This is a genomic window from Myxococcus qinghaiensis (assembly GCF_024198215.1).
Taxonomy (GTDB): Bacteria; Myxococcota; Myxococcia; order Myxococcales; family Myxococcaceae; genus Myxococcus; species Myxococcus qinghaiensis.
In genome coordinates, this window is record NZ_JAKCFA010000006.1 from 364,106 (window position 1) to 376,228 (window position 12,123).

Consider the following 12,123-nt stretch of genomic DNA (forward strand, 5'->3'; position numbering starts at 1 on the left):
CCCGCCCCTCGGTGTCGCCGCAGGGCGTCACGCCCTGGCGTCAGGCGTGCTCGTGACCGCCGGGCCCGTGGACGTGGCCGTGGGTGAGTTCCTCCGAGGACGCCGGGCGGATGTCCTTCACGGTGACGTCGAAGTGGAGCGTCTTGCCGGCGAGCGGGTGGTTCAGGTCGATGACGATGTCGTCGCCCCGCACTTCCTGGATGCGCAGGGGGATGTCGCCCTGCTCCGTCTGGGCCATCAGCGTCTGGCCGGGCTGCGGGGTGAAGCCAGGGGGCAGCATGGCGCGCGGGACGACGCGCACGCCCTCCGGGTCATGCTCGCCGTAGCCCTGGGCGGGCTGCACCACCACCTGCTTGCTGTCGCCCTGCCCCAGGCCCTCCAGCGCGCCCTCCAGGCCGGGGACGATTTGACGGTGCCCGTGCAGGTAGGCGAGCGGCTGATCCGGTGCGCTCTGGTCGATGACCTGTCCGTCACCGAGGTGCAGCCGGTACTCCAGCGAGACAATCGAATCCTTGGTGACCCTCATGCGGGCTCCTCTGTCGGGTGAGGCGGTGAGACGGCTTCCGGTGGGAAGGATGGGACGGCTTATGCCCGGCGTCAGGAGGTGGTGGGGCCTGTCGCTCGCTCGACGTCCGTGCGAGCGGGCGGTTCTCCGCGCGCCACGTACACGGCGGCGGCCAGGTCACCGGTGACGTTGAGGGTGGTGCGGCACATGTCCAGGAAGCGGTCCACGCCGAGCACGAGGCCCAGGCCCTCCACCGGAATCTTGAACATGCCCAGAATCATCGCGATGACGGGGATGGAGCCCGCGGGCACGCCGGCGGTGCCGATACCGGCCAGGATGCAGATGAACATGATGAGCGCCTGCTGGGACAGGTCCAGGTGCACGCCGTACACCTGCGCGAGGAAGAGCACGGTGACGCCCTCGAAGAGCGCGGTGCCGTTCTGGTTCATCGCCGAGCCGGCGGTGAGCACGAAGCGCGACACGTTGGGCGGCAGCTTGAGGTTCTCCTCGGCGACCTTGAGCGCGGTGGGCAGGGTGGCGCTGGAGGAGGACGTGGAGAAGGCGGTGACGATGGCCAGGCGGCTGTCGCGGAAGAACTCGATGGGGTTGCGCCCGCCGAGGAAGCGCACCGACAGCGAGTAGACGATGAACATGTGGACGGCGAGCGCGAGCAGCACCGTGCCCACGTAGGCGGCGAGCTGCCCGAGGATGCCCAGGCCCAGCTTCGCCGTCATGGCGAACAGGAGCGCAGCCACGCCGAAGGGCGCCAGCTTCAGCACGCCGTCGATGAGCTTCATCATCACGTCGTAGAGGCCTTGAATCGTGTCGCGCAGGTGCCGCACGGGCTCGCCGGGGGTGAGCGCCACGCCCAGGCCGAAGATGAGCGAGAAGACGATGAGGCCGATCATGTCTCCGTCAGCCGCGGCCTTCAGGGGGTTGGTGGGCACCATGGACATCAGCACCGCGCCGAAGGACGTGTCGGACGGGGGCGGGGCCGCCTTGATTTGCGTGCCGCTCCGGGCGAGCGCGCGGGCCTCGTCGCTGAGTCCCACGCCGGGCTGGATGAGGTTGACGAGCACCAGGCCGATGAGGACGGAGATGGTGGACAGGACGATGGTGTAGCCCAGCGTGCGGGCGCCCAGGCGGCCCACCTGCTTCAGGTCCAGCTCCGCCACGCCCATGACAAGCGCGGCGAAGAGCAGCGGCACCACGAGCATGAGCAGCAGGCGGATGAAAATCTGGCCCACCGGCGAGGCCACGTTGGTGACGGTCCAATCCAGCCAGGGGGAACCGCCCGCCAGGGCATTGGCGGCGAGTCCCGCCACCGTGCCGGTGACGATGCCGATGAGCATCTTGTGGTGAGCCTTCATCGAGCAGTCTCCGCGTGCCTCCGGTGGGGAGGGCAATGGGGCGCGCAGCCTACCGGCAAAGGAAGGTGGCGCCCACCCTTCGCATGGGACAAAGCTGCGCTCTCCCGTGGAAACCCTCGTCCAGCTCACCGAAGGCGCAGTGCCTCCTCCCCTCTTCCGGCGCCTGTTGCGGCGGCTGGGCGTGCTCGGCCGCGAGCGGCTGAAGGACACCTACCAGACGACGTTCTGGTACGACTTCGGGCCTCCGACGAACGTGGTGGAGGACGTCATCTCCAGCCTGAGGCCCCAGGTCGCCGGGCGGAGGAGAATCGCCGGGGTGGAGTGGTGGCTGTCGCGGATGTACCCGACGGACGTGCGCGTGGACTTCCACCAGGACCGGGACGAGAAGCTCGCGCTGCGCACGGGGAAGCTGGTGCATCCGCGCATCAGCAGCGTGTTGTTCCTCAACCGGGTGCGCGGCGGGGCGCTGGTGGTGACGCGGGAGAAGCCGGACGAGGGCAACCCGTCGCTCGCGCCCGCGCGCATGGACACCGCGGACCTGGTGACGCCGCGTCCCAACCGGCTGGTGCTGTTCGACGGCACGCTGACGCACGGGGTGCTGGACGCGGAGAACCAGATTCCGGACGGGAAGCTGCCGGGGCGCTCGCGGCTGCGGCGCACGCTGGTGATGAACTGGTGGGGACACCGGCCCACGGACGTGCCGCGCTGGTCGGAGACGAAGCTCTACCGGGCGCTGGGGGGCTGAGCGAGCGCGGCGGCCGTCTCGCGCAGGCGGTGGGTGACGCGCTCGGCCCACTCGGGTTCGATTTCCAGGCACGCGGGCTGGCGGCCCAGGCGCAGGGCGGCGGCGGGCAGCGAGCCACTGCCGGCGAAGGGGTCCAGCACGGTGTCGCCGGGGCGGCTGTACGTGCGCACGAGCGGCTCGACGACGGAGAAGGGCTTGTGGTGGGGGTGGCTGCCCCAGCGCGTGGCGTCGCCGTCATCGTCATAGCCGCCGACGACGGCCCAGACGGTGGGCAGGTCACCGGGGGCGAGGACGGGCTCGGGGGTGCGGGCGATGACGAGGGCCACTTCGTAGACGCGCAGGGTCTGCTCGTTGGCGTTCTTGTCGGTGGTGCGCTTGCCCCAGGTGAACTCGCCGCGCAGGTGGGGATAGCCCAGGGCCCTGGCGGCGGTGAGGATGGGCTCCTTGCCGAGCAGGTTGGTCCAGATGACGAGCGGGGCGTCTGGCGTGAGGTGGGCCAGGGCGCGGGAGAGCCAGGCCTCGGAGAAGACGCGGTAGTCGCGCACGGTCTCGAAGCGGACGATGGGGTTCTGGTCGATCTTCTTGTGGGCGCGCGGGTCCCTCAGGTCACCGCCCTTGCGCCGCCGGGTGAGCAGGCAATAGGGCGGGTCGGTGAGCAGGAGCGAGGCGCGGCGCTCGCCCAGGGCGGCGCGGTAGCCCTCGGGCTCGCGAGAGTCGGCGCGGATGCAGCGGAGGGCGTCGGAAGGGGGCGGGGAAGTCATCGTCCGGAGCGGCACCCTACACGGAGGGCCGCGAGGCTCAAGGCCCGACGTGGGGACATCGGCTCCAGGTAGCATGTGAAGCCGTTGATGGGCCGACGGCAGTGCCCCCTCCTGGTCACGCCCGGAGGCCTGTTCCCATGAGCGAGCACTTCCTCATCAGTGATTCCAAGGGCGTTCCCGAGTTCTCCTTCAGTGACTCGGGGGCCCCCTGGAGGTCCCCCCGAGCGCGTGCGTGAGCTGGCTTTCAGCCATCCCGGTATGGAGATCATCAAGGAACAGTCACTTCAACGAAAGCCCTTCCAGCGTCACCGTGCGTCCCTTCGCGTCCCACACCTTGAACACATAGCGACCCGACTCCACCTCGGTCGCGGGCTCCACGAAGACCACCAGGGTCTGGTCCACGTCGTCATGCAAGGGACCGGTCTGCCAGTGCGACAGGACCTTGTGGCTTCGCCCACCGCCATCCGTGAGCGACGCTCCCGTGGCCACCCAACCCACGCCCCCGGCCCGCGCTTGCAACGTCAGACGAATCGCGCGCCAGCGGGGGGGATGCACCACGAGCTGTGTTTTCAAGACGGACACATCGGGATGAGTCACCGCCTTCGTGTAAGTCACACTTCGTATCGAAAGACCATGGGGCTCACCCACCGAGGCCACGAACGCCTCGAGCGCTCCCGACGACCGGCCCTCCAACTGAAGCCTGTCCAACTCGAACTGGACCTGAGACAGACGCCCCCTCAGTTCGTCCACTTCCTGCCGGTAGGACTCCACCGAACGGGTACGGCGATAGACCTCCACCTGAGGCTCACCCAGCGCCGGATCCACCACCAGCACGAACGTCACCCGCTCCGGCGCCGCGCCATCTCGGAAGCGCAATCCCAGGCGCAGCCGTTCACCCTCCCGGAACGCACTCGATGGAACGAGGACGAGGTGGTCCTCGGAGAGCCCCAGGCGCTGAAACCGCTCACGCCCCTCCAAGGAGATTTCGTCCGGCAGGATGTGCGCGTCGAAGAAGAAAGTCGTGGAACGCCCGGGAGCGATACGAATCTCAGAGGCAGGCACACGCATTTCCGCGCCCACTTCGATTCGACGCACGGGGGCCAACTCCCCCCCCAGGGCCACCATCATTCCCCACGCAAGAACGAGGACCGAAGGCACGGCAGACAAATCACAGCCTTCCCAGATGAGGCGTAGCGACAACCTCTAGGGCTGCATCAATCTTCTTTCCTTCAGGGCGCTCAACGTAGGTCATTCCCAACGCATCTTTGGCATTCTCGGTGATCGTAAAGCACAGGGGGATGCGCTTACCATCGGGGAGTTCGGCCTCGGTGAACCAACCGAAGAAGCGCTCTGTCCCAGGAAGACTGGTGCCGTGGAAGCGGGTGTTTCGGGGAAAGATCACAACGCCGTCATAGTTTTCGATGTTCTGGCCGGCGTAACCAGTCAAGGGCCCTTCCGGCGGAACCAACTGCTCTTTTTGCTCCGTGGTGAAAAGGTGTCCGGGGACGAGCCAGATTCTCGAGCCGGTCACCACTTTAGATAACCGAATACCCAGCTTCGTCATGGCCTCGATGGCCTCCTGCGGACACTCCTTCTCCGGAGGCGTCGTCCGGACTTGAGGCGTCCCTCCCGCACAAGCCCCCGCGAGGCATGCGACCGCCACTGTCTTTCCCAGGGTGCTGCTCACGGATGACCGCTTCTTCGCGGCGACGGCCACCTCGCCAGGAGCCTCCACGGTGCGCTCGGCCGGCAAGACAGGCGCCTGCGGCGGGACCTCGGGGGCCACCTCGACAACGCGAGGCATCGACGGAGAAGCGTCTGTATCAGGGGTGTGAGGGGAACGACTCGTCACGACGGGACTTCCTTTCTCAGCAGGAGGTGTGAGGGGGACGACCGCCTGCATGGAACTCGGGGGCGGCTCACGGCGGGCCAGGCCCAACGCCGCGAAGCAGACGACGAGGAGCGCGACGACTCCGACTCCGAGCGGCCAGCCTCGCGACCTTCGCATCGGGGCCCGCTGCTCGGACGGCGGTGGCTCGACGGGCGGGACACTCCCAGACGCCGCGGCCAGCGAGTCCTCGGCGCGAGGGGAGACCAGGACCGCTTCCGCGACGGACTCACGAGGCGGCGGTGGCTCCTCCAACCCTGACGAAGCCGAGAGTTCCTCGGAGTGAGCGGCCCGCACGAGCTCCGGCACCATGCGCACCCGAGGCGTGTCCGCATCCACATCCCGCGGAGACTCGGGGTCCGGAGGTCGGTCGAGCGACACCTTCCACGCCGGCTGCCGCTTCTCCTTCGCGACCTCCCAGAGCGCCTGCAACAGCGACTCGGTGCCCGCGTAGCGGTCTTCAGGGCGCTTGGCCAACAGTCGCAGCGCGATGTCTCCCAGCGCGGGGGGCACCTTGGGATTGACGACGTGCGGAGCGCGGGGCGTCACCGTCTCGATGGCCGGCAGCAGCCGGTCATACGGGAGCCTCGGGTCGAACGCATAGCCATCCGTCAGCGACTCATACAGGAGCGCGCCCAGCGCATAGAGGTCACCCGGAATGCCCGCGTCGAACCGCGCGCCCTGCTCCCATTGGCCCTCGCGCAGGAAGGCCACGCACTCGGGCGGCAGGAGGTGCGGCGAGGCCGGCGCCACGCCCACCGTCAGCGTCGTCGCGCCCGGCATCCGCACCGTGCCCAGGTCGATGAGGAACGGGCGCTCGTCCTCGCGACGGATGAGCAGGTTGTCACCCTTCACGTCGCGGTGATGCAGCCCGCGCCGGTGCAGGTCCGACACCGCGCGCACCACCTCCGTGAACACGGACAAGAGGTGCGCCGCCGACGGCTTCACCCGCCAACGCCACTCGTGGAAGGTCTCTCCGTCGATGTAGTCGGTGACGAAGAACAGGTACCCCTCGGGGGGCTCCGGCCAGCGGTCCACCGCGTGGACGCGGGGCAGGTTCGGGTGGGGCGCGCAGGCCAGCAGCGTGGCCACCTCGTGCGACAGCCGACCGTTGACGTCCTCCTCCTCGGACACCTGGGGCCCGGCGGGACGCAGCGCCATCTTCATCGTGTAGAAGCGCCCTCCCCGCTCGACCTTGAACACGCGGCCGAAGCCTCCCGCGCCCAGCGAGGCCACCACATTCCAGGGCCCCACCGCGCTTCCTGGCGCGAGCTGGTCAGGATGGAATGGCGCGGACCTCACGGTGACGACTCCTCCCGCGAAGGTCCGCTTTCCTTGAAGCTCCCCACTCCGTCCACGCCGGAGCGCAGGGACGCCCACGCCTCAGCGCGCGCGGCGCCCTGTGGAACAGGGGTCTCGGTGACCACCCAGGGAACGGGGTTGAGCAAGGGTAACCTCCAGGGTTGACCCTAGCCTTTCTTCATGAGCTGTCACGAATTAAACCCACCCGGCAGGTGGGCATGCCCTGGCTGGAAGGACCCAACTCGCTCCGTTGGCTCTCCGGCGTCCTCCCCGCTCAGTCCGCGTCGTGCTCGAGCACGTCCACCTCGTCGCTCTCGGCCACCGCGAGCGCGGCCTCCGCCCAGCGCCCGCGCAGTCGGGACTCGGAGGCCAGCGCCTCCTCCCAGGAGGGGCCATCCGGGAGCAGCCGCGTCGACTGCGTCAGCACGAGCCGCTCCAGCGCCAGCTCCTCACACAGCGCGCGCAGCCCCTCGGCATCCAGTCCATTCGCGACCAGCCACGCGTCGCGCCTGCGCACGGGCACCGCGCGCTCGCGCCACCACGCGGCCTGCGCCTCCTCCACCTCGCCCGCCGTGGGAGACAGCCCCATCGTCCGGGCCCACCCCGCCAGCAACGCCCGCCGCAGCCCCGCCTCCGCCAGTGCCCGCGCATCGGGGGCCTGGCTCAGCACCTCCAGCACCTGCCCCGAGGGCACGACGGCGCCAGGGAGCCGGGTCACGTCCTCCACCAGCCGTCGTCGCCGCACCAGGGACGAGGGAGACCGCCGAACCCCAGGCACCGAGGGCGCTCGCGAGGCCACCCACTCCGCGGCGGCCTGGATGCAGGCCCGCGCGTCCCGCCGCTTCAAGTCCTCCATGCCCTGGGGGAACCAGCGCTCCCAGGCCTCCCGAGTGGCCTCCGACCACCCTTCCCTCGCGCGCTCCATCAACCGGGGCCACGTGCGCTCCTGGTAGAAGAGCGCGCTCGCCGCGTCCACCAGTCCCCGGGCCAGCCGCGCATTCAACACGCCCGCCTCCCGCGCCCGCTCCGCGACATGCCGGACGTTGACGAGCGGCACCGTGAGCGGCCGCCAGCCGTGCTCCGCATCCGCGTGCAGCAGCGCCACCTCCGCGTCGTCCGAGATGACGCCGTCGCGATACCACTCGAAGATGCGCCCGACACCCACCATGCCATGGGGCCCGAGCTCCACCGCGCGCAGCGCTCCCATGCTGGAGCCGCCAAAGACGGCCACGCCCGCCTCCAGCGCGGCCAGCAGCTCGTGGTGCCACACGGATGGCTGCGCCTCGAAGACGCCATCCACCAGCGCAATCGCACGCGGCCGGGCGCCGAGCGCGCGCCACACGTCCCCTTGTCGGGCCGGAGGCAGCACCACGCAGGGGGCCAGCTTCCGAGCCTCCTCCGCGGGCAGCGACGGCCCCAGGAAGACCACCAGTTCCTCCGCGCGCCGCTTCATAGGAGCTCCGAGATGAGCATGCCCGGCACCACCACCCGTCGCACGTGCAAGCCGGGCACGGGCGCGTCCAGCTCCACCGAGGCCACGCGCGCAAACCCCGCGCGCTTCAACCGCGTCAGCACCCGTCGCACGGCGGCCTCCGTGGGCCCCCGCGCCACCGCGCCCAGGTCCGGCAGCTCCCCGGCCCGGCGCCTCGCGCGCACGCCCGCGCACGCCTCCGCGAAGTCCCGAGCCGCCTGCCGGTCCACCGACGCCACGTCCTCGCGCGCGCCGTGGATGTCCGTCAGCCGCGACTGCGCGGCCTCCAGCAACGCCTTCAAGAGCGCGGTGTCACGCTCCAGCGCGCAGGCATAACCGGCCGTGAGCGGCACGGGCCCTTCCTCCAGGTCCACCAGCACCGCCGCGCCCACGGGCAGGCCCACCGCGCCCGGCGTGCGCGCGGACGGTGTGGCATCGAACAGGTACACCGCGAAGCCACGCTCCCGCAGCTGCTCGGCCAGCGCCGCCGTCCGAGGCACCGCCTTCGCCAGCTCCGCCGTCCGCAAGAGCCGCCCCCGCACGGCCTCCTCCGTCCACCCCTCCGGAAACACCCGGGCGAGCTGATCTCTTTCAACGGCCTCCAGCAGCGCATGCAGGAGCGCCTTCGCCGCCTCCGGATGCGCGCCCGAGCCGTTGCTCGTCCACGCCGCCGCCACCGGCCCCAGCGACGGACCTCCCGGCGGCGTCACGTGGACTCCTTGCGCGGCGACCCAGACCGCCTCGCCCGAGCCCAGCTCTGTCGCCTCGCGCCACGCACACCGCACCCCGTCTCCCCACAGCCGGGGCTCCACGAGCGCGCCGGCGGAGCCCAGCGAGTCCGCGCCCCACAGCGTCCCCAGCCGTCCCTCCAGCTCCGCGCGAGCCCCCCATGCAAGCCTCCCCGGCACCACCGTCTCCGCCGCCCAGAGCTCCGCGGTCTCGAACAGCGCGCCCCACGCGGCCTCCTCCGGAGTGAGGCCCTTGCCGTTGCATACCTGGAGCACGTGCCCGCCCGGGCGCACCGCGCAGGCCACTTCCACACCCGTGCGGTCCAGCCCGGTGACGCGCGCCACCCGCGTCACCCCCATGGCCCGGGCCAGCCGGGACGACGTCATTCGTTCGAAGGACACCCCCGGCGGATAGCACCTCGGCAGGGCAAGGTCAGCAGCGACGCGTGAAGCCCTTGCCCTTGTTGCGGTGCTCGACCCACGCGGCGCCCCATCTCCCCGCCTTAATCGGACTTAATTCCGCTTAATCCCTGGCAGGCGAAGACGTCTGGGATAAGGCCCCCACTCGCCGGACGTGCCGGGCCTGGTCAAGGCAGACACCGGTGGCCGGCGAGCAGACACACAACCGATGGAGTCGAACCATGTCGAAGCACTTCGTGCGTTCGTTGTTCCTGGGGGCGGTAGTGGCTTGCGTGAGCGCTTGCGGCGGCGCGGCGACCGAGACGCCGGAAGCCGAAGTCGTCGTGGGTGACGTGGAGCAACGGGCCTGTGCGGTGGGCACGTTCACGAACAATTGTCGTGACTGGGGCTCTGGCGGCTACTCGGATCCTGCCTGCACCGGAGGCACGTTCCGCTGGAAGTACTGGGCCTGCAAGCAGTACCAGGCGGGCACCCAGAAGTACCGCCAGGAGTGCGGCTCCGAGCAGTACGTCTGCGGGAGCAGCGCGACGGTCCGCCCGTCCTCGAGCGTTTCCGCGTGCGTCCAGAACTGCTAGCCGTCTGACTCACCGCCAGGCGAAGGCGGCCCATTCGCCTGGCGTGGGAGCTGAAGGCCATGAGCGCCGCCAGCCCATGCCCACTCCGCTTCGCCTGTCACGCTTCACGGAATGCGCTATCATGCCGGCGCTGCACAGACATGAGTGCTTCTCCGGGAGGTCACGTGCGAAGAGTGCCTTTGATGGGTGTCTCGTTCCTGGTGGCGGGTCTGGTGATGGGCTGTGGTGGTCTGGAGGCGGAGGTGTCAGCCCCCGCTGCCGCCGGGCAGGAGCAGTCGCTCGCGCCCAGCTGCCCCGCGGGCTTCACGGAAGTGTATCTCTGGGGTTGCAATCGACTGGCGGCCCACCAGCCTCCGTGCAACTACGCCGGGCCCGGGCACTACAACGTCCTGCATCTGTACTGTCAGTCGGCCACGCAGTTCTACGACGCGGGCCCGACGGGCGACTACGCCTGTGGAGCGTGTTTCTAGGGCGAGTAAAGGACAGACGGGCCCGTGTCGTCTCCGGGCCCGTCGGCTCCGATGGAGGGTGCGCGTCCGCTTCCGTGGGCGGCTCTCACTCGCGGACATACTGGTCGAAGTTGACGTGAGGCATCGCACGGGAGAGCTCCGCGAGCAGGGCCGCGCCCGCATCCGGTTGTTCCTGGAACCACCGACGGGTGAGCCCCAACTCCTCGACTGACGCCGCCCAGGGCGCCGTGGTGAATCCGCGCAGGACCTCCTCCGTGTGAAGGTTCCCGGAGAGGTTGAGTGACTTCAGCCCCGAAAGGTGTGGGGCCGCCGCGAGGGCGCTCATGCCCGCTTCCCCAATCTCGCCCTGGAGGAGATTCAGCGTCCGGAGTCGAGAGAGGTGACGCGCCTGGGCCAGCGCCTGGGCACCTCCGTCCCTGATTCGATTGATGCTGAGGTCCAACGCGGTCAGATGCTGGAAGTGCTCACCGGCGGCCAGCGCCCGGCATCCCGCCTCATCGATGAAGGTCAACGACAGGTTCAGCGTCGACAACTGACTCAAGGAGGATGCGCCGCCGAGCGCGCACGCCCCTTCCGAGCCGATGGGATTGCCGCCGAGATCGAGGGACGTCAATCCCGCCATCGACGGTGAGTGGGCGAGCGCCCTCACGCCCTCGGGACCGACTTCATTGTGAGAGAGCATCAAGGTCTTGAGCTGAGACAGGTGGGGGAGGCTCGCGAGCGTCCGTGCCCCCTCATCTCCCACCGCGGAGGAGAACAGCCACAGCTGGCGCAGGCCCGTCAGGCGGGGCGCTTCAGCGAGGGCCTGGGCGGCTCCAGGCCCATTGTCGCCCAGGTCGAGCGACGTGAGCCGGCTCAACGACGACGTCACCACGCGCATCCCCGCGAGTCCGAGCCCGTTGATTCGGATGTCCAGGTACTCCAGCCGCGTCATCCGCTCGAACAGCGCGCGCGCCCCATGGCTGCGCACGTCGTTCCCCGCCATCGACAGCTTGCGCAGGTCCGCCAGATGGGGCGCCTCCGAGAGCAGCCGGGCCCCCTTCTGGGTGAGCCCGCTCCACTCGAGTCCAAGCGCCCTCAGTCGTGGCATGTGGGTGGCCCGGGCCAGCACATGAGCTCCCGCATCGCCGAGCAGTCCGTCGGACTCGTCATCCCCCCGGTACTGCCAGGACCCCAACCCCAGCTCGCGCAGGTTGGAAAGGGACGACGACTTGACGAGAGCCCGGGTCCCACCGGGGCCCACGCCGTTGTCGTACAGGTCCAGCTGCGTCAACCCACTCAGCCCCGGCGCGGAGGCGAGCGCCCGCGCCCCCTCGAAGCCCAGCGCGTTGCCCTTCAATTGCAACTCACGGAGTCGGGTGAGGCCCTGGGCCCTCGCGAACACGTCGCCTGCGTCCGGCCCCAGCCTGCAGTGAGCCAGGTCGAGCACTTCGATGGCGTCGAGCAGGGCAGAACCCAGGGCCTGCCCCAGCCGCTCGGCGCGCCTGTCGAGCCCCCTCAACTTCAGCGTCCGGACCGGCTCGCCGCGCAGGAGCCGGGGGCCCACCTCCTCGAGCCGCTCCGGTGACAGCGTCACCTCGTCCACGAAGCCGCGGGCCCACTTCACCTCCCGGCGTCGCAGGCCCAGGGGCGCCAGCCACTCCTCCTGGTGCTTCGCCAGCAGGGCCTCGGAGCGGGCGAGGAGGGTGTCCCGCGTGAGGGTGTCATCCGGATAGCGGGCGAGCGCGCACTGCATCTCGATGAACTCACCTCTCGGGTCTCCCCGCGCGGTGAGCGTGCTGGCCAGCGCGAGGCGGGGCGCGTCGTCGTCCAGCCGGTCGCGAATCGCGGTGAGGCCATCGAGGTTCGTACCCAATGCGTCGGACAATAATGTAGACCCAGTTGTAGT

Annotated in this window: 11 protein-coding genes; 3 read left to right on the forward strand and 8 right to left on the reverse strand. The window is 69.8% G+C overall.

The window, feature by feature from the left end; genetic code table 11:
- Positions 1 to 40: 40 nt before the first annotated feature.
- Entirely contained in the window at positions 41 to 526 is a 486-nt protein-coding gene (locus LZ199_RS13575; RefSeq protein WP_253994097.1) for an FKBP-type peptidyl-prolyl cis-trans isomerase, read from the reverse strand.
- 71 nt (positions 527 to 597) lie between these two features.
- On the reverse strand, positions 598 to 1,875 hold the full coding sequence (locus LZ199_RS13580; RefSeq protein WP_253994098.1) for a dicarboxylate/amino acid:cation symporter: 1,278 nt from the start codon (positions 1,873 to 1,875) through the stop codon (positions 598 to 600).
- A gap of 106 nt (positions 1,876 to 1,981) precedes the next feature.
- On the opposite strand from LZ199_RS13580, the gene LZ199_RS13585 reads away from it, so the two are divergent.
- Positions 1,982 to 2,620, forward strand: a complete 639-nt coding sequence (locus LZ199_RS13585) for a 2OG-Fe(II) oxygenase (protein WP_253994099.1) — start codon at positions 1,982 to 1,984, stop codon at positions 2,618 to 2,620.
- Here the strand turns inward: LZ199_RS13585 and LZ199_RS13590 are convergent.
- The 5 genes from LZ199_RS13590 to LZ199_RS13610 all read right to left on the reverse strand — a co-directional run bounded on the left by LZ199_RS13590 (position 2,599) and on the right by LZ199_RS13610 (position 9,130).
- Entirely contained in the window at positions 2,599 to 3,381 is a 783-nt protein-coding gene (locus LZ199_RS13590) for a DNA-methyltransferase (protein ID WP_253994100.1), read from the reverse strand. The two genes, LZ199_RS13585 and LZ199_RS13590, sit on opposite strands and share 22 nt — an antisense overlap.
- Positions 3,382 to 3,660: 279 nt before the next feature.
- On the reverse strand, positions 3,661 to 4,476 hold the full coding sequence (locus LZ199_RS13595; protein WP_253994101.1) for a DUF2381 family protein: 816 nt from the start codon (positions 4,474 to 4,476) through the stop codon (positions 3,661 to 3,663).
- Between the two features lie 73 nt (positions 4,477 to 4,549).
- Positions 4,550 to 6,571 carry a serine/threonine protein kinase gene (locus tag LZ199_RS13600; RefSeq protein WP_253994102.1) on the reverse strand — a complete coding sequence of 674 codons (2,022 nt, stop codon included), beginning with the start codon at positions 6,569 to 6,571 and terminating at the stop codon, positions 4,550 to 4,552.
- 274 nt (positions 6,572 to 6,845) lie between these two features.
- Complete coding sequence (locus LZ199_RS13605) at positions 6,846 to 8,024, reverse strand: TfuA-like protein (RefSeq protein WP_253994103.1); 1,179 nt, start codon at positions 8,022 to 8,024, stop codon at positions 6,846 to 6,848.
- Positions 8,021 to 9,130 carry a YcaO-like family protein gene (locus LZ199_RS13610; RefSeq protein ID WP_407667198.1) on the reverse strand — a complete coding sequence of 370 codons (1,110 nt, stop codon included), beginning with the start codon at positions 9,128 to 9,130 and terminating at the stop codon, positions 8,021 to 8,023. The genes LZ199_RS13605 and LZ199_RS13610 overlap by 4 nt, the downstream gene beginning before the upstream one ends.
- A 281-nt stretch (positions 9,131 to 9,411) precedes the next feature.
- On the opposite strand from LZ199_RS13610, the gene LZ199_RS13615 reads away from it, so the two are divergent.
- Positions 9,412 to 9,765: a hypothetical protein gene (locus tag LZ199_RS13615; RefSeq protein ID WP_253994104.1), complete on the forward strand. Its 354-nt coding sequence runs from the start codon at positions 9,412 to 9,414 to the stop codon at positions 9,763 to 9,765.
- 182 nt (positions 9,766 to 9,947) lie between these two features.
- Positions 9,948 to 10,235: a hypothetical protein gene (locus LZ199_RS13620; protein ID WP_253994105.1), complete on the forward strand. Its 288-nt coding sequence runs from the start codon at positions 9,948 to 9,950 to the stop codon at positions 10,233 to 10,235.
- Between the two features lie 85 nt (positions 10,236 to 10,320).
- Here the strand turns inward: LZ199_RS13620 and LZ199_RS13625 are convergent, their stop codons facing one another.
- Positions 10,321 to 12,102 (reverse strand): TIGR02996 domain-containing protein, encoded by a 1,782-nt coding sequence (locus LZ199_RS13625; RefSeq protein WP_253994106.1) that lies wholly within the window; start codon positions 12,100 to 12,102, stop codon positions 10,321 to 10,323.
- Positions 12,103 to 12,123: the final 21 nt, after the last annotated feature.